Below are 20,193 nucleotides of genomic sequence, written 5' to 3'. Positions count from 1 at the left end.
GCCCCCCGCATTCCGCCCCGTACGCCCCACCGAACAACGCCGCGTGCAGCAGCACATGGTGCAGCACGTGCAACGACGCCCGCTCGCGCCGCCCCGGCAGCGGCCGCACGTCCTCGTAGGCGCCCAGCACCCGCTCCCAGTGCGGGCAGCCGAAGTTCTCCAGGAAGGCGAGGTCGGCCTCCGGGTGTCCCCCCTGCGCGGCCGGGTCGATCAGGCGGGGCCGGTCGCCGGTCCACAGGATGTTGCCGGACCACAGGTCGCCGTGGATGACGGCCGGCGGCTGGGGCGGGCCGGCCACGTCGTCGATCCGGTCGCAGAGGCGTTCCACGTCGCGCGCGTCCCGCTCGCCGATGCCGCCGCCGTCGACGGCCCGCCGCAGCAGCGGCAGCAGCCGGTGTTCCGCGTGGAAGGCCGGCCAGCCGGCCGGGTCGGTGACCGGCGGGTCGGGGGTGGTCAGCGGCACCGGGCCGAGGTAGAGCGGGCCGGCCGTACCGTAGTGCGGCGCCGCCGTGTCGTGGAGCGCCGCGAGGTCGCGGCCGAGCCGCTCCGCCTCGGCCGCGCTGGGCGCGGCCGTCGGCACCCAGTCGAGCACCAGCACGTCGGGCTCGACGGCCAGCACCTCGGGTACCGCGACCGCCCCGGTGGACCGCAGCAGGGCGAGCCCGGCGGCCTCGGCCTCGAAGAAGTCCGCCGGCGCGCCGGCAAGGGTCTTCGCGAAGACGTCGCCGTCGGGCCCACCGGACAGTTCCACCCGGTAGCCGTCGCAGATGTCGCCGCCGCCGAGCCGGTGCGCGACTCCGCCGGCCCCGTCGAGCAGCCCGGAGACCCGCTCCGCCACCGAAACCGTCGCCGTCATGACCGCGTCACCACAACGCCGAGCATGCCGTCCACGCCCGACTCGATGATCCGCAGGCAGGCGTGGAAGCCCTCGTCGTCCCCGTAGTACGGGTCCGGCACGTCCTGGTCGTCCGCGTCGGGGTCGTGGTCGCGGAGCAGCACCACCTTGGCCGCGTCCCGCGCGGTCGGGGCCAGCCGGCGCAGCTCGCGCTCGTGGCCGCGGTCCATGGCGACGACCAGGTCGTAGCGGTCGAACCAGTCGCGTGCGAACCGCCGCGCGGCGTGGTCGTGGGCGCCGACCCGGTAGCCGGCGGCGGCCAGCGCCGCGACGGCGCGCGGGTCGGCCGGTTCGCCGACGTGCCAGCCACCGGTGCCGGCGCTGTCGACGGTGAACTCCTCGGCCAGCCCCTGCTCCGCGAGGCGCGCCCGCAGGACGGTTTCGGCCATGGGTGAGCGGCAGATGTTGCCCGAGCAGACCACGCAGATCCGGAAGGCCATGAGGTTCCCGTCAGTTCCGTCAGTGCCGTTGAGTGCCGTTGGGTGCCGTTGGGTGCCGTCAGTCCCGGTCGAGGACGAGGTTGACCGCCCAGGACACGATGGAGATGATCAGGCCGCCCAGCACCGCGGCCATGAACCCGTCGACCTCGAAGCGGTCCTCGCCGGCGATCCAGCCGGTCAGGAGCAGCATAAAGGCGTTGATCACCAGCGTGAACAGGCCGAGCGTGACGATCAGCAGGGGGAGGGCGAACAACTTCACGATGGGCTTGACGATCAGGTTGACCACACCGAAGATCAGCGCGACGACGAGCAGCGTGACGGTCCTGCTGCCCGTGCTGGCGTCGTCCTCGCCGAGGGTGATGTCACCGACCAGCCAGACGGCGGCGGCCAGGGCGACGGCGTTGGCTATGAACCTGAACAAAATGCTTGTCATACAGAGGATCGTTGCAGATGGCACCTGGAGCGCAAAGGAAATGAGTCGATGAAGGAGTTCCGGCTTGATCGGCTGGAGGCGGAACGGCTCGCGAACAACGGCGCCTACCTGCGGTTCCTCAACGAGCGGAACATATCGGTCGGGCTGTACGCGCTCGACGCCGGCCAGCAGGACACCCAGCGGCCACAGCGGCAGGACGTCGTCAACTTCGTGGTCAGCGGCCGCTCGTCGGTCACCGTCGGCGACGAGACGACGACCGTGGGGCGCGGTAGCGTGGTCTACGTGCCGGCCGGCACCCCGGCCCGCTTCCACCACATCACCGAGGACCTGCGCGTGATGGTGGTCTTCACGCCCCCCGAGGGGAGCTGACCGGCAGCACGGAACGAGGCCGGCCTCAGGGTCGGAGTCAGGGGACGGTCAGGGGAGGACCGGGGCGATCGGGCCTCCCACACCCCGCCCGACGCCCTTAGCATCGAGAACGTCGGAGAATCGATGAAGGAGCCGGGGCAATGAAAGCCGCCTTTATGACACTGCCGTGGTGGGTGCGTTGGATCGCCATCCCCACCCTCGCGCTGGTCGTCTTCGGCAGCCTGCTCATCACGTTGATCACCTGGGTGCTCGGGCTCGCCTTCCGCGTCCTGATCTTCGCCGCGTTGGTGGCCGTGTTGATCTTCGTGGTGCGGAAGTTCACCTCTTCTTCCTCCTCCGGTGGCGGTTGGTAGCCGCCGGCACCGCCGCCACGGCCTCCCCGACGTTCCCGACGTTCCCGACGTTCCCGACGTTCCCGGCGGGCGCGCCCGCCGGCGCCGGAATCGCCGCCGTGCCGGGCGCCGGGCGGTCGGCGCTCACCACGAGCGCCGCCAGCAGCGTCGTCACCGGCACCGAGGCCACCAGGCCGATCGACCCCACCAGCGTCCGCACGATCTCCTCGGAGACCAGCTCGCTGAACGCCACCGTGCTCACGCTCGCCCGCGCGATCGTGAACAGCAGCATCAGCGGCAGCGCCGCGCCCGCGTAGGCCAGCACCAGGGTGTTCACGACCGACGCGATGTGGTCCCGGCCGATCCGCATCGCCGAGCGGTAGAGCTTCAGCCAACTCGCGTCCGGCTCGGCCCGCTTGAGCTCCCAGACGGCGGACGTCTGGGTCACGGTCACGTCGTCCAGCACGCCGAGCGAGCCGATCAGGATGCCGGCCAGCAGCAGGCCCTGGATCTCGATGTCCGGGTAGAGGCTGTGCACCAGGCCCGTCTGGTCGTCGGTGTTGCCGCTCAGGTGCGCCCACTCGATGAACACCGAGCCGAGCAGCCCGATCAGCAGCAGCGACACCAGCGTGCCGAGCACCGCGACCGAGGTCCGCGCGTTCACCCCGTGACACAGGTACAGCGCGGTGAGCATGATCACACTGCCGCCGATGACCGCCACCAGCAACGGGTTCGAGCCGCTGAGTATGGCCGGCAGGATGAACAGCGTCAGCACGGCGAAGCTCACCGCGAGCCCCACCAGCGCCAGCAGCCCCCGCAGCCGCCCCACCAGCACCACCACCACCGCGAAGATCCCGCCGAGCAGCAGCATCGGCACCTGCCGGTCCACGTCCGTGATGCTGTACTGCAACTCCGCGGGCGCGTCCGGCGCGTAGGCGACGATCACCTCCTGCCCGACGTGGTACTGCTGCGACGCGTCCGGCGTCACCACCTCGGTGAACTCCCGGCCGGTGTCCTGGCCCGAGGTCACCTCCACCGTGGCCTCGGCGCACTCACCCTCGATGTTGGTCGGCAGCTGGACCCCCAGGTCCTCGCACGGCGACTCGACGATCTCCGTCACCCGCGCCTGCTCCAACTGCTGGTCGAAGCCGACGCCGGTGTGGTCCTCGTGCTCGGGCGCGCCGCCCGGCCACAGCAGGACCAGGCCGGCGGTCATCAGCGCCGCGAACGGGATCAACACGGCCGCGATGACGCGGCGGAGGTGCGCCGAGACGGGGGCCGGCGGGCCGTGCTGATGCGTGTGGCCGTGGTGGCCTTCGTGGGGTGAAGTAGGTGCGGTCACCCGCCGATCATCGCCTAAGAAGCCCATCGGCTGCCCGGAGGATGCCCGGCCCCCTGTTCAGCACGCGCGTCATGCGGTTAGCGTGGAAGGGCCGTACCGCCTCACCACGGTACCGCTCGATAGATCGCGGGAGCTCCGAGCACGGGGCTGAGAGGGCGCTGCCGCTGCGCCGACCGCCGAACCTGTTACCGGGTAATGCCGGCGTAGGGAGTGGGTCTGATGACCAAGCAGGAAACGGGCACGTCCAGCGCGCCCGTCATCGGTTCGCACAAGGGACACGTCACCGGCTCGCGCCCCGATCTGCGGGTGCCGGTGCGGAGGGTGCACCTCACCGACGGCAACTCCGTGACCCTCTACGACACCTCGGGGCCGTACACCGACCCCGACATCGCCACCGACGTCCGCCGCGGCCTGCCGCCGCTGCGGCGCGCGTGGATCGCCGAGCGCCGTGCCGACGGCACGGGCGCCGTCACACAACTCGCGTACGCCAGGCGCGGGGAGATCACCCCCGAGATGGAGTTCGTCGCCATCCGGGAGAACCGCGACCCCGAGTTCGTCCGCGACGAGATCACCGCCGGCCGCGCCGTGCTGCCGGTGAACGTCAACCACCCGGAGTCCGAACCGATGATCATCGGCCGGAACTTCCTGGTGAAGGTCAACGCGAACATCGGCAACTCGGCCGTCACCTCGTCCATCGACGAGGAGGTGGAGAAGATGACCTGGGCCACCCGGTGGGGCGCGGACACCATCATGGACCTCTCCACCGGCCGCGACATCCACACCACCCGCGAGTGGATCCTCCGCAACTCGCCGGTGCCGGTGGGCACGGTGCCCATCTACCAGGCGTTGGAGAAGGTGGGCGGCCGGGCCGAGGAGCTCACCTGGGAGAGCTACCGCGACACGGTGATCGAACAGGCCGAGCAGGGCGTCGACTACATGACGGTGCACGCCGGCGTGCTGCTCCGCTACGTCCCGCTGACGGCGCGCCGCAAGACCGGCATCGTCTCCCGCGGCGGCTCGATCATGGCGGCCTGGTGCCTGGCACACCACCGGGAGAGCTTCCTCTACACGCACTTCGCCGAGCTCTGCGAGATCCTGCGCGCCTACGACATCACCTTCTCGCTCGGCGACGGCCTCCGCCCCGGATCCATCGCGGACGCCAACGACGAGGCGCAGTTCGCCGAACTCCGCACCCTCGGCGAGCTCAACCGGATCGCGCGCCAACACGACGTGCAGACCATGATCGAGGGCCCGGGCCACGTCCCGATGCACAAGATCAAGGAGAACATCGACCTCCAGCAGGAGATCTGCGACGGCGCCCCCTTCTACACCCTGGGCCCGCTCACCACCGACGTCGCGCCCGCCTACGACCACATCACCTCGGGCATCGGCGCCGCGATGATCGCCTGGTGGGGCACGGCGATGCTCTGCTACGTCACGCCGAAGGAGCACCTCGGCCTGCCCAACCGCGACGACGTCAAGACCGGCGTCATCACCTACAAGATCGCCGCGCACGCCGCCGACCTGGCCAAGGGCCACCCGGGCGCCCAGGCCTGGGACGACGCGCTCTCCGACGCGCGCTTCGAGTTCCGCTGGGAGGACCAGTTCAACCTGGCCCTCGACCCGGACACGGCCCGCTCCTTCCACGACGAGACCCTGCCGGCGGAGCCGGCCAAGACGGCCCACTTCTGCTCCATGTGCGGCCCGAAGTTCTGCTCGATGAAGATCAGCCAGGAGATCAGGAACGACTACGGCGACCAACTCGGCCTGACGGACGACGCCATCGAGGCCGGCATGGCCACCAAGTCGAAGGAGTTCGCGGAGTCCGGCAACCGCGTCTACCTCCCGCTGGCCGACTGACCTCAGCCTCCACTACTCTGCGGCGCGAATCGGGTCCGCCATCGCAACCATTCCTTGCGATGGCGGGCCCGGTTTCCCGCATGCCTCCTGGTGTCAGGCGCGGTGCGGTCCGTAGCCGGGAGTGTTGTGAAGGCTGGCGACCTGACGGATGCACTGGCGCTTGAGGAGGAAGCGGAGGCTGTCGTGCACACGGGCGGTGGTAAGTCCCGTGCGGGCAGCGATGTGTTCGGCCGAGTACCAGACTTCACCGCGCTCAGCCAGCGCGGGCGCGAGCAGGACGGCGACGGCCCACACATCGTCCGTGATGGTCAGCCGCGCCCGCCAGGCAGCGAGCAACGTGTCGGCGGTCAACGTCTCCGCCGGAGGGCCCGGAGGCGATCGGTGTGCCGCCAGAGCATCGAGCGACTCGGCCACACGCGCCATGGAGCGCATGGTTTCGAGCACGACCTCCTGCATGGCGATGACCGACTTCTGCTGCGCGTCCGCGACGGCCTTCAGCACTTCGACTCCCTCCCACCGCGCCTTGTTGGCATCCTCCTGCGCGGCCGCCAGGCGTTCGTCATTGCGGATGTTCTGCTCCTCCAGCCGCACGATGGCGTCGGCCACCTGCTGGGGCATCGCGTACGCGACCGGGGCGCCAGGCCCGGTGGGCTGAACCTCGGCCTTCGTCAGAGCGTAGGAGCCGTCGCGCTGGACGGCCACGAGCACCTTGGACGCCCATGCCTTGAACGGCTCGGCCTCGGGCTTCGTGCACGCGTTGACCAGTCGGACGAGTCCCTGGAGATTCACGAGCTTCATGTCTCGCCGCCATTCCCGACCTGCGGGAATGCCGAGAGTGTGCCTCTGAAGCACAGTCTCGAGTGCTTCGTAGTTGGACGCGTCGGCGATGGCGCGGAGAGCGGAACCCGTGTGTGAGTAGCCGAGGTTCCGGCAGAGGTCGGCGGCGGGGAACCAGTGTGTCCCGTCCGGCATCGTCAATCGCCGAGAGCGGAGCGTCTGTTGCTGGACGCACGTTGCGTGGCCTTCTCCGCCGCTCGCCGGTTGGTGGCTGTCGCCGACGACCTCGGTGTAGTGCGGCTGCTCGACCCGGACAGTGGGCAGGAGATCTCCCAACGGGGAGGTCCTGGCCGTCTCCAGCGAGGCCGGCACGGTGCATCTGATCCGTCCTCTAGCCGAGCCGCCGGCGATCGGCTGCCTGGCCACCAATGACGTCTCCGTCAGGTTTCATCGCTGGCGACCGCCTTTCTGGGGCCCAGAGAGACGATTCTGCCTGTCCCCCGACGGCGCGCTGATCGCCATACTCGTCCAGGAGAACAAAGGGGATGAGGTGTGGGCGATCAAGAATTGGGACACTGGAAGCCTCCTCCCGCAAGGCCGGATCGCGTTGCCAGCCTGGGCGGACACGTTCGAGTTCAGCGGCCAGGATCGACTGGCGGTCGTGGTCAACGGAACGCTCGCCGTGTTCGAGGTGCCGGCCTGACGTGCGCGCTGGGGGTGCACGGGGTGCGGAACTACAGGGCTGCCGACACGAGTCCCGAGACGGCGGCACGCGGATACAGGCGGCGTGGCAGGCGACGCTAGGGCCGGGCGCCAGCCTTGACCTGCATGCGGCGTACTATGCGGACCTGTTGCGCGGGCAGCGGCAGGGTGACGAACTCACCGACACAGAGGCTGAGTTCATCGCGCAGTGGGCGGCGGTCTGGCGAGTCGACGCCAGTGGGGCACAGGGACGGGCGACCGGCTGGCTGCGCTGGCTCTGTGGGCAGGTCGCCCAACGGACCCAGTCCACCCCCGCGGTCGTCGAACGCAGTGTGCGGCTGTTCTTCCCCGAAGTCACGCGGTACTTCGGGACGCCCGCGCGTGAGGCCGTGCAGGACCGGGTGGTGCGGGCGCTGAAGCATCACCGCCCGCAGGTCGTCATCGCGCACTCGCTCGGCAGCGTCGTCACGTACGAGGCCCTGCACCGCCTCCCCGAGCTGGAGGTCGACCTCTTCCTCACCCTCGGTTCGCCACTCGCGCTCCCCACCGCGATCTTCCACCGACTCCAGCCACCCCCGGTGGACGGCAGGGGCACGAGACCGCCGGGAGTGGCACGCTGGGTCAACGTCGCCGATGTCGGCGACTTCGTGGCACCCCCCCCCGCGACCGACTGGCCCAGGTCTTCGCGGGGGTCGATCCCCTGCCCGACATCACCATCGCTCCGCTGTGGCCGCACAACGTCCTCGACTACCTCGGCCACGCCGTGCGCACACCGGCGACGTTAGCCCCGCAGCGCGTCAGGCCGGCGGTGTCCAGGAGGGGTCGCGGCCGCCGAGGCCGATGGCGCGGTCGAGGGACGAGGCGTCGTCCGGCACCGGGACGACCGGGCCGAAGCCGGTGCCCTCGCGGGCCGCGTCCTCGGTCTGGGCGGAGAGCAGCGCGATGGCGGCCCGCGCGCTGGCCTCGTCGGCCGGGTAGGGCTGGCCGGTCGCGCGGGCCAGGTCCCAACCGTGCAGCAGCAGTTCGTTGAGCGCGACCCGGCCGAGTACCGCGGCCGGCAGGGTCACGCCGCCGGCCCGCGTCTCGCCCGCCCAGGCCGCCGGCTCACCCCAGGCCGCGGCCAACTCGTCGAGCTGGCCGCGCAACCGGCCACGCCAGTCGCCGTCGAGGGAGAGGACCGGCGCGGCCGGGTCGGTGGGGCTGAGGTCGGTGAGCGGCCCGAACTCCTTGCGGGCGGCGGCCCGGAACGCCAGCGTCAGGCCGAGCAGGTGGCGCAGCAGGTCCTCGACGCGGTAGTCGGGGCAGGGCGTGGCGGCGGCGAAGCGCTCGTCGCCGACGCCGTCCAGCAGCCCGGCCACGCCGCGCGCGGCCGGGCCGAGGTCGAGGGGGATGTCGTGGGTGGTCATGCACTGTTGACCGCGAGCGGGCCCGGAACTCATCGGCGGCGGGGAGCCTAGGCTGACGCCATGCTGATACGCGGCGTCGATCCGAGGGACACGAGTTGGGAGCGGGACGAGACGCGCTACCGGGTCTCGTTCTGGGACGTGACGGCCGTCGCGGCCGACGCGTACGAGGTGGTGGACGCCGACGTCGACGAGGTCCTGGCGTGGGCGACCGGGCGCGCGGCCGACCGCGGCACGACGTACACGCTGTGGGTGCTGGTCGACGACTTCGCGGGCGAGGGGCCCGGGCTGGTCAGGCTCGCCGGGGTGGCCGGCGACCCCTTCGCCGGCGCCTGACCCCGCGCGTACTCAACCGGGAGTAGTCGCGGATGCTTCCGCCGTCAGACGACGCGGGCGGGGGCGGCGCGGGACGGTGGCGGCATGAGAGAGCTGCGTCGTCCGGTCCGCCGGGCCCTCCTCGTCGGGCACGTCGTCGTGTCCGTCGGCTGGCTCGGCCTGACCCTCTGCCTGCTGGTGCTCGGCATAGCCGGCGCCACCACCGGCTCGGCCGCCACGGCCGAGGCCGCCTACCGCGCCATGAACATCTTCGGCGACTGGCTGATCGCGCCGCTCGCCCTGACGACCTTCGCGTCCGGCCTGGTCCTCTCCCTCGGTACGCCGTGGGGGCTGGCCCGCTACCGCTGGGTGTACGCCAAGTTCTGGCTCACGCTGGGCGCCGGCCTCGCCTCGCTGTTCCTGTTCCGGGCCGGGATCGCCGACGCGGCCGCCGAGGTCGCGGCCGGACGGGCGGTGTCCGACCCGGCGGCGCTCGTCGCGCCCCCCGTCGTCTCGCTCAGCCTCTACCTGTTCATGACCGCGATCTCCGTGCTCAAGCCGTGGGGACCCACCCGGCGCGGGCGGGTGGCGCTGGCCGCGCGACGCGGGAAGGCCGCCACGAGGACCACGAGGACCGGGAGGACCGGGAAAACCGCTCGCGTCGGGGCGCGGGCATCGGCCACTGTGGGGCGGTGACGCCGCTCTCCGCAACCGACCTGCCCGTCCACCGCCTCGGCCTCGCCGACCTGACGGCCTGCCTGGACCTGGCGGACAGCCGGGACTGGACGCGTGAGGAGCACAAGTGGCGGCTGCTGCTCACCGCCGGCCAGGGCTACGGCATCGACGCCCCCGCCGGCGACGGGGTGGGCGGGCTGATCGCCACCGTCGTCGTCACCTCCTACGGGGACGACCACCGCTGCCTGAGCATGGTGCTGGTCGCCGAGCGGTACGCCCGCCGCGGCATCGCCCGCCACCTGATGCGGCACGTCCTGGCCGAGTGCGGCCCGGCCACCGCGTTCCTCTCCGCGACGGACCAGGGGCGTCCGCTCTACGAGCAACTGGGCTTCAAGGCGGTCGGCGGCCTCACCACCATCCGCGGCACCTTCACCGGCGCGGTGCCGCCGCCGGCCGGAGCGGCGTCGGCCGTGCGGCCGGCCACCGCCGCCGACCTGCCGGCCGTGCTGGCCTACGACCGCCCGGTCTTCGGCGCCGACCGCACCGGGCTGCTGACCCGGCTGCCGGCCTTCGCCGACCGGTTCCTGGTCGCCGAGGAGGCCGGCACCGGCCGGCTCGCCGGCTTCGCCGCCGCCTGGCCCAACCCGTCCAGCATCGTCATCGGCCCGGTCGTCGCCGACGACACCGCCACCGCGCAGGCCCTGATCGCCCGCCTCGGCGCCGAGGCGCCCCGCGCCGTCCGCTACGACGTGGACGCCCGCCATCGGGAGCTCGGCGCCTGGCTGCGGGCCAACGGTCTCGGCGACGGCCACGACACCACGCTGATGGTGCGCGGCGCCCCCGACATCCCGGGCGACATCACCCGCCGCTTCGCGCCCTACTCGGTCGCCCTCGGCTGACCTTCACCACACCGGCCGCAGCGGCGGCAGCGGGCGGCCGTCCGCCAACACCCCCACCAGCCGTTCGAGATCGGCGCGCAGCTCGGACACGTCGAGACGATCGCCGAGCTCCGCCTCCAGGGCGTGCAACACCCGTCCGGCGACGGCGAGATGGCGGTGGGCGGCCTCGGTGAGCACCACGAGGCGGCGCCGCCCACCGGCCGGATGCGGCTCGCGCCGCACATAGCCGCGCCGCTCCAGGTCGTCCACGATCTGCCCGGCGGCCTGCTTGGTGACGCCGAGCCGCGCCGCGAGCTCGCTGCTGGTCGCCCCGGCGGGGCGCAACGCCTGGAAGGCGAGGCCGTGGATGGGCCGGAGGTCGCCGTAACCCCGCTCGGCGACGCGGGCGTCGAACTCGGCGAGGAGCAGCTGGAATCCCATGCCGAGGAGGAAGGTCAGCTCGGGCTGGGGCGGCGGCGGTTCTGGCTCTGGCACGGGTCCATGGTGACACGGATGAGTAAAGCTGCTTTACTCACGGATCACTGGATCACGGACCCGGATCACCGAACCGCCGTAGGAGCGAACCATGCGGGTGAACACCCCGAACGAGCACGACGTCATCACCACCCCGAACGCCGAGATGACCAGGCTGGCCACGCCGAGCCGGGGCTCCCGCGAGCTCAGCACGTGGACGGTGCGGATGGCACCCGGCACCCAGGGCCCGGCGCACTCGGTGGACCGGGAGCAGGTGTGGGTGCCGCTCAGCGGCACCCTCGCCGTCGCCTCGGGCGACGCGGGCGCCTCGGGCGCCGAGCCGGCGCTCGTCGGGCCAGGACAGGCCGCGGTCCTGCCGGCCGGCGAGGTCCGGCGGATCTCGGCCGGCACCGAGCCGGTCGAGGCCCTGGTCTGCATGCGGCACGGCGGCCGGGCCACCCTCCCGGAGACCGGCGAGGCGCGGACCATCCCCTGGACGGAGTGAACCGCCGCCGCCCGTAAGCGACTTGCCCCGTTTCGGACGGATGGGCGGCGTTCGCCCGCATCTTCGCAGGATCGACATCGTTAACCCGGATGGCGTAGGGACACCGCGCCGTCCGTCAGGCCCCGCAGGGGCCAGGAAGGGAAACGATGATGAACGCCCACGAGAGCGACCTGCTCGCGTCGCGCGAACTGCGAGGCCGGGTGCTGGATCGGGTGGACGTGCTCGACAAGGTGAAGACGCTGCGGCTGCTGCCGGACGGGCTGCACGTGACGACACGGATGGTCGCCGAGTTCTACGAGGTCGACCGGGAGGCCGTCAAGAAGGTCGTCATCCGACACCGCGGTGAGCTCGTCGAGAGCGGCCTCCGGGTGTTGGAGGGCCTTGAGCTCCAGCGATTCAAGAGGGACAACTTGTCCCCCAATCCGGGGCTGCCGCAGCCGAGGCGGAGCCTCACCCTCTACCCCCGGCGGGCCGTGCTCAACGTCGGGATGCTGCTGCGGGACAGCGTCGTCGCACGTCAGGTGCGGTCCTATCTCCTCGACACCGAGGCGGTGGCCCGGGTCCCGGCGGGCGGCGAGCCTGTGGATAACTTTCCACTGCGGGCCCTTCACGAGCTCGAGCGATACGTGGAACGCGTGGTTGACGAGCGGATGGTCGCCGTCGCCGAGGAGTCGGTCAGACAGGTGATCGCGACCGCGGTCACGCCGCTGCTCAACCACCTCGTCGAGACGTCGGGTGAGCACCGGCAGCGACTGCACGAAATCCGGGATGACCTGCGACGATCGCGGCTCGGCCGCGGCTGGCGGCCCGACCTGGGGTGATCCGGCGGGCACCATGAGTCGGCCCGAAGTCGCAAACAGCAGTTGCGGCTTCGGGCCGTGCCGCAGTGTAGCGGGAAGGTGCCCCGACGCGGGTTATCCACAGGGTGCTCGGCCTGTCACCCGAGTTATCCACAGATTCTGAGTTATCCACAGGCGGCGGGTTCAACCGATCGGCGGCGGCCGAACGGGAGACGTCCCAGCAGCGGCGGCCGATTCCTTCAAGACGGCCCACGTCCACCCGTCTAGCGTCGCCCGCATGACAGCACGGACACCACGGACACCCCGCCTCGACCTCATCAGCATCGTCACCGACGACCTCGCGGCCTCGCTCGCCTTCTACCGGCGCCTCGGCATCGACGTTGCCGAGGGCGCGGAGAACCAGCCGCACGTGGAGGCCACGCTCCCCGGCGGCCTGCGGTTCGCCTGGGACACCGTCGAGACGATCAGGTCGTTCATGCCCGACTGGGCGCCGGTGTCCGGAGCCCAACGGATCGGGATCGCCTTCCGCTGCGCGGACGCGGCCGACGTGGACACCCTCTACGCCGAGCTCACCGCCGCCGGCCACGTGGGCGAGAAGGCGCCGTGGGACGCCTTCTGGGGCCAGCGCTACGCGGTCGTCAAGGACCCGGACGGCAACGGCGTCGACCTCTTCGCCCCCCTGGACCAGTGACCCTCACGGTCTGAGGCGGGTCAACGACACGCCCGTCAACTCCCGGACCTCGCGGGCCAGATGGGCCTGGTCGGCGTAGCCGGCCAGGAACGCCGCCGTGGCCGGCGGCGTGCCGGCGTCGGTCAGCCGCAGGGCGCGTTGCAGCCGCAGCACCCGGGCCAGGGTCTTGGGGCCGTAGCCGAAGGCGGCCAGGCCCCGGCGGCGCAGCTGCCGCTCACTGAGCCCGAGCTCGCCCGCGGTCTCCGCCACCCCGCGGCCGGCGGCGAGCGCCGCCACCGCCCTGGCCCGCCAGGGCTCGGGCGCCGCCGAAAGCCGGGCGGCCGCCAGTTCCTCCAGCGCGACACCGGCACTGTCGGCGCCCGCCACCCGCTCGGTGAGCCGCCGGACGAAACGCGCCGGCCACAGCTCGTCGAGGCCGACCCGCAGGTCGGTCAGCTCGTTCGCCGGCAGCCCGTACACCAGCGGCCCGACGCCCGGCGCGAACCGCAACCCGGTGTACCGCGCGCCGGCCGGGCTCGTCACCAGGTGGGCGCGGGTGTCGGGGCCGGCCACCAGCAGCCGCGCGCCGTCCCAGATCAGGTCCATGCAGCCGTCCGGCAGCACCCGGCCGACGCGGTCGGTCGGCGCCGTGACGTCCCACACCACGCCGCCGGCCAGGCCGGCGTGGCGCGCCGGCCGTTCGCGGTACCCGCCGTCAGCCATGCGCACCAGGATGGCATGCTGCCACGATGAGGCACCTTGGACTGCTCGCCCTCGTCGTCCCCGACTACGACGAGGCGATCGCGTACTACACCGGCGCGCTCGGCTTCGAGCTGCGCGAGAACACCCCGCAGCCCGACGACGCACCCCTGTCCGGAAACGCTGGCGGCAAGCGCTGGGTGGTCGTCGCCCCCGGCCCGGAGGCCCAGACGGGGCTGCTGCTGGCCAGGGCGGTCACCGACCACCAGCGGAGCCGGATCGGCGACCAGACCGGCGGCCGGGTCGGCTTCTTCCTCTACACCGACGACTTCGACGCCGACCTGGCCCGGTTCACCGCCGCCGGCGTGACGATCGAGAAGCCGCCGTGGACCGCGCCCTACGGCCGGGTCGCGGTCTTCGTCGACCGCTACGGCAACCGGTGGGACCTGCTCCAGCCGTCGGCGGCACCGTCGGTCGAGAAGTAGCGGAGCAGTTCGAGGAGCCGGTTGGCCGGCTGGGCCGACCAGTGCGTGGCCGTGGGCTCGGGGGCGCCGGACAGCCGGCCGACGGCCCAGGAGACGTGGTGCCGAAGAATCCTGGGCCACCACGCCGCGCCCTCGTCCGGCGCGTAGCCGGCGAGTACCGAACGGACGGCGCGCGGCGGCACCTTGGCGAACTCGACGGCCGGGTCGGCGTAGGCCGCGTCACCCCAGTCGAACAGCGCGGTCAGGGCGCCGCTCGCCGGGTCGACCAGCAGGTTGCCGGCGGACACGTCGCCGTGCAGCAGGACGAGCGGCGGCTCGGCCGGCGCCTCGGCGGCGAGCTCGTCGAGCCAGCCGAGCAGCCAGCCCGCGAGGCCGACACCGAGGTGGCCCCGTGCCGCCAGCGCCTCGACGCCGGGGCGCGGATCGTCGGCCCGGTCCTCGGGCACGCCGGCGAGCGGCGTCCGGGGCGCGGCGTGCAGCACCGCGAGCTGCTCGCCGAGCTCACGGTAGGCGAGGGGCCCCGGCTCGTCGTCGGGGGGCGCGACGCCGGGCGCGCGGCGCAGCACCAGGTAGGGGGCGCCCAGCTCGCCGCCCGCGCCGTCGAACTCCACGACCTCGGGGGTGCGCACGCCGAGGCGCGCGGCGTGCGGGATGACCACGGCCTCCTTGCGGAGGTCCGCGGCGAAGCCGGTGTCGCCGGGGCGCGCGACCTTGAGGACCAGGTCGTCGCCGAGCAGCCGGACCTCGGCCGCGACGCCCTGGCGCGGGGCCGGCCGGACGTCCGCCGGCGCGACGCCGTGCCGCCGCGCGATCCCGGCCAGCGCGGCGGCGGTGACGGCCGGATCCCCCGGCCGGTTCCTCGTCTCCCGGGTCACCATGGCGGGGAGTGTAGGCGGCGGTGCCCCGCGCCGGCCCGCCGTTTTCACGGCCGGCGACCGGCGACCAGCGGCCGGCGACCTGCGCTACGGCCGGAACGTCCGCCCCTGGTCGCGGCCGGTCACGGCCGCCACGTAGGCCCGCGCCACGTCGCGCACCGGGGTGCCTGCCGACGGGTCCATGCCGAGCGACACCAGGGTCTCGGTGACCCAGCCGGGGCTGACCACGTTGATCCGCGGCCCGCGCGGCAGTTCGACGGCGACGGCCGCGGCGAACGCCTCGATCCCCGCGTTGATCAGGGCGCCGAACGAGGCGCCCAGCGTCGGCTCGGCGAAGGTTCCGCTGGTCAGCGTGAGGGAACCGTCGGCCGCCAGCCGCGGCAGGACCTGCCGCGCCAGCCGCACCTGGCCGAGCAGCTTGCCGTCGAGCCCGGCGAGGAACGCGGCGTCGTCGCCCGGGTGCTCGTCCAGCCTGACGAGCGCCCCGCTGGCCGCGCAGCACACCACCGCGTCCAGCCGGCCGACGCCGGCCAGCAGCGCCGCCACCGAGTCCGGATCCGCCAGGTCCACCCGCGCGCCGGGGGGCGCGCCGCGCGAGGCGCGCACCACCTCGTGCCCGGCCGCCGCCAGCTCGTCCGCCACCGCCCGCCCGATGGTGCCCGTAGCACCGATCACCAGAGTCCGCATGTCCACTACCGTGCCCTGCGGGGCCGGGACCTGGCCAGCCCACCGCCGTGGGTATCCCCGCCAGGTACAGGCTCGGCCCGCGGCCCGCACGTCCGGGGCCGACCGGCCGGCATGGCGCCCCACCCCGACCTCGGTCCCTTCCCGCGCTCGCGCCGCGCCCGGCTGTGCCCCGCCAACGCCGGGCTGCCGGACCGCGGCTGGCATGGGGGCACCCCCGAACGAAGTCTGAGGGAGGGTGCCCGGGCCGCGCCGCGAGGAGCTGGCCCAACCGGCCGGCGTCAGCCCCGGCTACTACACACGCCTCGAACAGGGCAGGGCGCCGCGCGTCTCGGACGCCGTGCTCGCGGCGATCGCCGAGGTGCTGCGGCTCGACGCGGCGGAACGGAGCCACCTGCGCGCCCTCGTCCACCCGCCGGGCACCACGGGGTCACCCACCGAGACCGTGCGCCCCGCGATGCGGACACCGTTGGACTCGTTGGGCGCCACCCCGGCCCTGGTGCTCGGCCGGTGCCTCGACACCCTGGCCTGGAACGCGGCGGGCCACGCGCCGTTCGCCGGCCGGCGGCCGCACGACCCGGCGCTCGCCGCTACCCGCACCCCGTGGTGGGCCCGCTCGTCCTCACCCAGCAACTGCTCACCCCTGGGGAGGGTGGCGGGCAGCGGCTCGCGCTCCACGCCCCCGAGCCCGGCGGCACGTCGGCGGCCGCGCTCACGCGGCTCACCCGGCTCACCCGGCTCACGCGGCCCACGGGGCTCACGAGTGCGGCGCGGTCGACCGGAGGGAGCCCGGGGGTCAGGACGGCTCGGCCGTCCAGTGGTCGAGCACCAGCGTGAGCAGCCGGGTCAGCTCGGCGCGCTCCGCCCCGGAGAGCGGCGCGAGCAGCGCGTCCTGGGCCTTGGCCAGCACCCTGTCGGCGCGGGTCAGCTGGTCCTCGCCGGCCGGCGTCAGGGTGATCACGTTGCGCCGCCGGTCCGCCGGGTCGGGGCTGCGCACCACCTGGCCGGCGGCCACCAGCTCGTTGAGCGCGGCGACGACGTCGCTGCGGTCGATGCCGCAGCGACGGCCGAGCGCCGCCTGGCTGGCCGGGCCGAACTCGGCGAGGGCGGCGAGCAGCGCGTAGTGGTAGCGGCGGGCGCCGATGGCGGCGAACGCCTCCGCCGACAGCCGACCGGCGGGCGTGGCGGTGTGGGTGATCAGCCAGCTCGCCTTCGCCCGCAGCCGCTCGGGCGCCCGCTCCGACGACCGCTCCGACGCCCGCTCAGGCGCCGGCTCCGCGCCCCCGGACGGGGTCTGGGGGAGGCTGCCGTCACGCTCGTCGTCCGCCGTCCGCATGCCTCGACCCTAGCGCGCGGCACCACGGCTCAGCCCCGGCCCGTTCCGTGGTCCTCGGGCGCGGTCAGCGCGGCGATCACCCGCCCCACCTCGGCCCGTTCCGCCTCCGGCAACCAGCCGGTGGCGTGCACCATGCGCAGCGTCGTGACGAGGCGTTCGGCGTCCTCGGGGGTGCCGAGGTCGCCGAGGCGGGCGGGCAGCACCAGGGCCAGCGCGGTCAGCCTGGCGTGCTCGCACCAGCCCCTGATCAGGTCGTCGAGCGCCGCGTGGCCGGGCGGCCGCCGGCCCGGCGGCCGCCCGGCGGCCGTCGGCGACGGCCAGCCGGAGCCAGTTCCGGTACTCCCCCTCGGGCACGGCCGGGATGTGCTCGGCGGCCAGCGCCAGGTGCGCGCGGGCCGGCTCGTGGTCGCCGAGGTCGCGGCGCGCCCGGGCGATGTTGAGGTGCAGCGAGGCGCGGAAGCCGGCGACGCGGTCGTCCCCCACCGCGTCCGCGTACCGGAGGCAGTCCTCGTTCCAGCGCAGCGTCGCGGCCGGGGTGTCCTGGTGCCGGGCCACGTAGTGCGCCGCGACGCAGCGCTCGTAGTCGTCGCCGGCCGCCGCCCAGGCCCGTTCGAACAGCTCGCGGGCCCGCGCCCGCTCCCCCGCGGCCTCCGCCGCCATGCCGGCCGCGCACAGGCCGACCACCTCGTTGTGCGGGTCCATCGCTCAGGCCTCCTTCACGCGCACGGGCATCACGAGCGTGGTGAAGCTGCCCTGGTCGGCCGAGCGGACGACCACCGGGGCCGCCTCGCTCGCCAGTTCGAGCAGCACGTCGGGGCCGACGCTGGCGTCCAACGCCGGCAGCAGCACCGCCGGGTCGAAGCTCACCGACGACGGTGGCTCCCCCGAGACGACGCCGCCCACCGCCGTCCCGTCGACCGTGATCGCTCCCTCCCGCACCCGCAGGGTCACGGGGCGCGGGCCGGCCGCGGCGGCGCGCAGCGCCAGCCGGTCGGCGACGACCCGGCCGCGCGGCGCGGCGAGCGCGGCGAGCATCCCCCGGTAGTCGGGATAGTCCGCGTGCGCGCGGGGGTGCTCCTGGTGGTCCGGGTTCGCCGTGTCGAGCAGCGGCAACGGCACCACGCCCTCGCCCGCCCGCAGTCGCGCGCCCGCGTCGTCCACCACCACCTCGACCTCGGGCAGCGGCAGCGCCCAGGTCCCGGCGGCCCGCAGCCCGTCCGCGGTCACCACCAGCCGGCAGGGGTCGCCGTCCAGGGCCAGCGGGCGCAGCACCCGCAGCGCCAGCCGGTAGCGGTCGGTGGCCACCAGCCGCACCTCGCCGCCGACCAGCTCGATCAGCACCCCGCCGAGCGCCGCCGGACCTCCCCCAGCCAACGCCGGGAGGTGCCCCCATGACGCCGCCGCCGGCGCCACCTGCCGGACGGCGCTGGCCAGTTCGGCGCCGCCCAACCGGGCCGTGGCCCGCCGCCCCGCGCCCGGCAGGTCGAGCAGGATCTCCTCGGCGGCCGCCCTGGCCATCGCCGCCAGCTCGGAGCTGCGCCGCAGATGGGCGCGGAGCGTCACCCGGCCCTCCTCGGCCGACCCTCCCCCAGCTAACGCTGGGAGGTGCCCCCATGCACCACGGCCGCGTCCACCAGCGGCAGCCCGGCCTCGCGCAGCCGCCGCACCAGCAGCCCGCGCGCCTCCTGCTCCGGCGCGTAGTAGCGGTAGCCGGTGGCGGCGTCCACCCGGTCCGGGCGCAGCAGCCCGCAGTCGTCGTAGAAACGCAGCGCGCTCGGCGCCACGCCGACCCGGCGCGCGAAGGCGCCGATGCTCATCTCGTGTGGTGGGTCCGTCTCGTGGTCCATGCCGGTGAGTCTCGACGTTCGGCCGACCTGAAGGTCAAGCCGCGCCACGCCACGCGGGGCCCGGCTCCGGCCGCTCAGGACGGGCGGACACCGACCGCCTCGAAGAACGCGTAGTGGAACACGCCGCCCTCGCCCGCCGTGCGCCGCAGGTCCGCGATGCCGCGGTCCCAGTCGCTCGGGGTCATGAGGCCGGCCTCGATCGCCTGCTCGCGGGCCCCCCTGATCATCGCGGTGAAGGTGTCGAGCACGAAGTCCACCATCAGCTCGGGCCGGCTGTCGTCCACGTAGACGGTCCGCACCCGCACCGACACCTCGGCGAACCCGGCGTCCCGCAGCAGCGGCCCCACCGTCCGCCCGGCCAGCGCGTTCCCGCCGGCCACCGCCTGCAGCCGCGCCTGGCAGTCGATCACGGCCCGCGCGTAGGCGCTGTCGGGGTGGAAGAAGGCCGCGCCGTGGTCGCCCTCGATCAGGGTGAGCGTCCCGCCGGGCCGCAGCACCCGCCGCAGCTCGACCAGCGCCCGCCCCGGATTGGACAGGTGCTCGACCACGAAGCAGACGAAGACGTGGTCGAACTCCGCGTCCGCGAAAGGCAGTTCGTACAGGTCGGCCTCGTACCAGCGCACGTCCGCGCCGGGCGCCCGCTCCGTCACCCGCGCCCGCGCCACGGCCAGCGACTCGGCCGAGCGGTCCACGGCCACCCACCGCACGCCGGGGCTGCCGGCCACCAGGTGCACGGTCTGCGCCCCCACCCCGCAGCCCGCCTCCAGCACCGTGGCGCCGGCCGGGTACGCCGTGTCGGCGTGCAACAGCTCGGACAACGTGTCCGCCTGGTCCCCGAGCCTGCGCGCCTCGCGCTCCGAATAGCCGTGTACATAGCCGATCAACGAGTCCATGCCCCCACCCTGCTGCCACTATGGACCAGTGAACAGGTCCAATGCCGATCGACTCCATCGGACCAAAGCGGCAACCAAAGCGGCAACCCAAACGGCAACCAAAGCGGAGGCCAGAACGCAGGGCGGAGCGGCGGCGGACGAGGCCCCGGCCGGGGCGGGCGGCGCCTCCGACTTCCTCCAGCTCGACGTGACCGCCGCGCCGCCCGGCGGGCGCGCCGACTGGCTGGCCCGCCAGCTCAGGGGCGCCGTCGCCGACGGCCGGCTCCCGGTGGGCAGCCGACTGCCCGCCACCCGGGTGCTCGCCGGCGAACTGGGCGTCTCCCGCGGCGTCGTCACCGAGGCGTACCGCCGGCTCGTCGAAGACGGTCACGCCGAGGAGCGCCCAGCGGCCGCGCAGCCTGGTGACGGTGATCAGCGCGCCGGTGGCGATGCCGGCGACGGCCATCGGCAGCAGGCTCGCCGTGAAGGCCCCGCCGCGCGGGTCGCCCGGCGGCGTCGGCACCA

28 protein-coding genes and 1 pseudogene are annotated in these 20,193 nt (G+C 73.6%); 14 read left to right on the top strand and 15 right to left on the bottom strand.

Features of this window, described 5'->3' with window-relative positions; translation table 11 throughout:
- The 3 genes from E1283_RS10445 to E1283_RS10435 all read right to left on the bottom strand — a co-directional run.
- Positions 1-856 (bottom strand): fructosamine kinase family protein (locus E1283_RS10445; protein ID WP_132817669.1); only part of this gene is annotated, 856 nt, incomplete at its 3' end.
- Entirely contained in the window at positions 853-1,335 is a 483-nt protein-coding gene (locus E1283_RS10440; protein WP_132817668.1) for a low molecular weight protein-tyrosine-phosphatase, read from the bottom strand. The genes E1283_RS10440 and E1283_RS10445, both read right to left, overlap by 4 nt.
- A 58-nt stretch (positions 1,336-1,393) precedes the next feature.
- A complete protein-coding gene (locus tag E1283_RS10435) occupies positions 1,394-1,768 on the bottom strand; it encodes a phage holin family protein (protein WP_132817667.1) in 375 nt (124 codons plus the stop codon).
- Between the two features lie 48 nt (positions 1,769-1,816).
- Between E1283_RS10435 and E1283_RS10430 the strand changes: the two genes are divergently transcribed.
- Positions 1,817-2,137: a cupin domain-containing protein gene (locus E1283_RS10430; protein ID WP_132817666.1), complete on the top strand. Its 321-nt coding sequence runs from the start codon at positions 1,817-1,819 to the stop codon at positions 2,135-2,137.
- A gap of 140 nt (positions 2,138-2,277) precedes the next feature.
- Positions 2,278-2,490, top strand: a complete 213-nt coding sequence (locus E1283_RS10425; RefSeq protein WP_132817665.1) for a DUF5326 family protein — start codon at positions 2,278-2,280, stop codon at positions 2,488-2,490.
- On the opposite strand, the gene E1283_RS10420 is transcribed toward E1283_RS10425, so the two are convergent.
- A complete protein-coding gene (locus E1283_RS10420; protein ID WP_132817664.1) occupies positions 2,456-3,838 on the bottom strand; it encodes a YibE/F family protein in 1,383 nt (460 codons plus the stop codon). The two genes, E1283_RS10425 and E1283_RS10420, sit on opposite strands and share 35 nt — an antisense overlap.
- Before the next feature lie 192 nt (positions 3,839-4,030).
- Between E1283_RS10420 and thiC the strand changes: the two genes are divergently transcribed.
- Positions 4,031-5,671: a phosphomethylpyrimidine synthase ThiC gene (thiC, locus tag E1283_RS10415; protein WP_132817663.1), complete on the top strand. Its 1,641-nt coding sequence runs from the start codon at positions 4,031-4,033 to the stop codon at positions 5,669-5,671.
- A 93-nt stretch (positions 5,672-5,764) separates the two neighbouring features.
- Here the strand turns inward: thiC and E1283_RS10410 are convergent, their stop codons facing one another.
- The gene (locus E1283_RS10410; protein ID WP_132817672.1) at positions 5,765-6,643 is read right to left on the bottom strand and encodes a BRO-N domain-containing protein; all 879 of its coding nucleotides are present in this window, start codon (positions 6,641-6,643) and stop codon (positions 5,765-5,767) included.
- 178 nt (positions 6,644-6,821) lie between these two features.
- Between E1283_RS10410 and E1283_RS10405 the strand changes: the two genes are divergently transcribed.
- Positions 6,822-7,151, top strand: coding sequence for a hypothetical protein (locus E1283_RS10405; RefSeq protein ID WP_132817662.1), 330 nt, complete (start codon positions 6,822-6,824; stop codon positions 7,149-7,151).
- A gap of 148 nt (positions 7,152-7,299) precedes the next feature.
- Positions 7,300-7,935: a hypothetical protein gene (locus tag E1283_RS10400; protein ID WP_132817661.1), complete on the top strand. Its 636-nt coding sequence runs from the start codon at positions 7,300-7,302 to the stop codon at positions 7,933-7,935.
- 12 nt (positions 7,936-7,947) lie between these two features.
- Here the strand turns inward: E1283_RS10400 and E1283_RS10395 are convergent, their stop codons facing one another.
- Positions 7,948-8,556 (bottom strand): TIGR03086 family metal-binding protein, encoded by a 609-nt coding sequence (locus tag E1283_RS10395; protein WP_132817660.1) that lies wholly within the window; start codon positions 8,554-8,556, stop codon positions 7,948-7,950.
- Positions 8,557-8,616: 60 nt separating this feature from the next.
- Here E1283_RS10395 and E1283_RS10390 point away from each other — a divergent pair, with 60 nt between their 5' ends.
- The 3 genes from E1283_RS10390 to E1283_RS10380 all read left to right on the top strand — a co-directional run bounded on the left by E1283_RS10390 (position 8,617) and on the right by E1283_RS10380 (position 10,442).
- Complete coding sequence (locus tag E1283_RS10390) at positions 8,617-8,889, top strand: hypothetical protein (protein ID WP_132817659.1); 273 nt, start codon at positions 8,617-8,619, stop codon at positions 8,887-8,889.
- A gap of 84 nt (positions 8,890-8,973) precedes the next feature.
- A complete protein-coding gene (locus tag E1283_RS10385) occupies positions 8,974-9,564 on the top strand; it encodes a DUF2269 domain-containing protein (protein ID WP_132817658.1) in 591 nt (196 codons plus the stop codon).
- Positions 9,561-10,442, top strand: a complete 882-nt coding sequence (locus E1283_RS10380; protein WP_132817657.1) for a GNAT family N-acetyltransferase — start codon at positions 9,561-9,563, stop codon at positions 10,440-10,442. The genes E1283_RS10385 and E1283_RS10380 overlap by 4 nt, the downstream gene beginning before the upstream one ends.
- Positions 10,443-10,445: 3 nt before the next feature.
- On the opposite strand, the gene E1283_RS10375 is transcribed toward E1283_RS10380, so the two are convergent.
- Positions 10,446-10,862: a MarR family winged helix-turn-helix transcriptional regulator gene (locus tag E1283_RS10375; RefSeq protein ID WP_132817671.1), complete on the bottom strand. Its 417-nt coding sequence runs from the start codon at positions 10,860-10,862 to the stop codon at positions 10,446-10,448.
- Between the two features lie 145 nt (positions 10,863-11,007).
- Here E1283_RS10375 and E1283_RS10370 point away from each other — a divergent pair, with 145 nt between their 5' ends.
- From E1283_RS10370 to E1283_RS10360, 3 genes are all read left to right on the top strand, one after another.
- Positions 11,008-11,400 carry a cupin domain-containing protein gene (locus tag E1283_RS10370; protein WP_132817656.1) on the top strand — a complete coding sequence of 131 codons (393 nt, stop codon included), beginning with the start codon at positions 11,008-11,010 and terminating at the stop codon, positions 11,398-11,400.
- Between the two features lie 146 nt (positions 11,401-11,546).
- The gene (locus tag E1283_RS10365; RefSeq protein WP_243744739.1) at positions 11,547-12,221 is read left to right on the top strand and encodes a restriction endonuclease; all 675 of its coding nucleotides are present in this window, start codon (positions 11,547-11,549) and stop codon (positions 12,219-12,221) included.
- 256 nt (positions 12,222-12,477) lie between these two features.
- The gene (locus tag E1283_RS10360) at positions 12,478-12,891 is read left to right on the top strand and encodes a VOC family protein (RefSeq protein WP_132817655.1); all 414 of its coding nucleotides are present in this window, start codon (positions 12,478-12,480) and stop codon (positions 12,889-12,891) included.
- Positions 12,892-12,894: 3 nt separating this feature from the next.
- Here E1283_RS10360 and E1283_RS10355 read toward each other — a convergent pair whose 3' ends face one another.
- Positions 12,895-13,593: a helix-turn-helix transcriptional regulator gene (locus E1283_RS10355; protein WP_132817654.1), complete on the bottom strand. Its 699-nt coding sequence runs from the start codon at positions 13,591-13,593 to the stop codon at positions 12,895-12,897.
- Positions 13,594-13,619: 26 nt separating this feature from the next.
- Here E1283_RS10355 and E1283_RS10350 point away from each other — a divergent pair, with 26 nt between their 5' ends.
- On the top strand, positions 13,620-14,054 hold the full coding sequence (locus tag E1283_RS10350; protein ID WP_132817653.1) for a VOC family protein: 435 nt from the start codon (positions 13,620-13,622) through the stop codon (positions 14,052-14,054).
- On the opposite strand, the gene E1283_RS10345 is transcribed toward E1283_RS10350, so the two are convergent.
- Both E1283_RS10345 and E1283_RS10340 read right to left on the bottom strand, forming a co-directional pair.
- Positions 13,997-14,932, bottom strand: a complete 936-nt coding sequence (locus tag E1283_RS10345; RefSeq protein ID WP_132817652.1) for a phosphotransferase family protein — start codon at positions 14,930-14,932, stop codon at positions 13,997-13,999. The genes E1283_RS10350 and E1283_RS10345 overlap by 58 nt on opposite strands.
- Before the next feature lie 84 nt (positions 14,933-15,016).
- Positions 15,017-15,616 (bottom strand): short chain dehydrogenase, encoded by a 600-nt coding sequence (locus tag E1283_RS10340; RefSeq protein WP_132817651.1) that lies wholly within the window; start codon positions 15,614-15,616, stop codon positions 15,017-15,019.
- Between the two features lie 235 nt (positions 15,617-15,851).
- Here E1283_RS10340 and E1283_RS39835 point away from each other — a divergent pair.
- A pseudogene (locus E1283_RS39835) lies at positions 15,852-16,121 on the top strand (helix-turn-helix domain-containing protein); the annotation flags it as partial.
- A 288-nt stretch (positions 16,122-16,409) separates the two neighbouring features.
- Here E1283_RS39835 and E1283_RS10330 read toward each other — a convergent pair.
- From E1283_RS10330 to E1283_RS10315, 5 genes are all read right to left on the bottom strand, one after another.
- Positions 16,410-16,949, bottom strand: a complete 540-nt coding sequence (locus tag E1283_RS10330) for a MarR family winged helix-turn-helix transcriptional regulator (protein WP_132817650.1) — start codon at positions 16,947-16,949, stop codon at positions 16,410-16,412.
- Between the two features lie 9 nt (positions 16,950-16,958).
- Positions 16,959-17,651 carry a hypothetical protein gene (locus E1283_RS10325; protein WP_243744738.1) on the bottom strand — a complete coding sequence of 231 codons (693 nt, stop codon included), beginning with the start codon at positions 17,649-17,651 and terminating at the stop codon, positions 16,959-16,961.
- Positions 17,652-17,654: 3 nt separating this feature from the next.
- A complete protein-coding gene (locus E1283_RS10320) occupies positions 17,655-18,512 on the bottom strand; it encodes a transcriptional regulator (RefSeq protein ID WP_243744737.1) in 858 nt (285 codons plus the stop codon).
- 29 nt (positions 18,513-18,541) lie between these two features.
- Complete coding sequence (locus E1283_RS38655) at positions 18,542-18,796, bottom strand: MerR family transcriptional regulator (protein ID WP_243744736.1); 255 nt, start codon at positions 18,794-18,796, stop codon at positions 18,542-18,544.
- Between the two features lie 74 nt (positions 18,797-18,870).
- On the bottom strand, positions 18,871-19,689 hold the full coding sequence (locus E1283_RS10315) for a methyltransferase domain-containing protein (protein ID WP_132817649.1): 819 nt from the start codon (positions 19,687-19,689) through the stop codon (positions 18,871-18,873).
- A 28-nt stretch (positions 19,690-19,717) separates the two neighbouring features.
- On the opposite strand from E1283_RS10315, the gene E1283_RS38650 reads away from it, so the two are divergent.
- The coding region (locus E1283_RS38650; RefSeq protein ID WP_425086153.1) for a GntR family transcriptional regulator at positions 19,718-20,193 on the top strand (476 nt) is incomplete at its 3' end.

It is taken from the genome of Streptomyces hainanensis (genome assembly GCF_004348415.1).
Classification (GTDB): Bacteria; Actinomycetota; Actinomycetes; order Streptomycetales; family Streptomycetaceae; genus Streptomyces; species Streptomyces hainanensis.
Note: the sequence above shows the minus strand (reverse complement) of the source record. Positions and strands in the feature narration are given on the sequence as shown.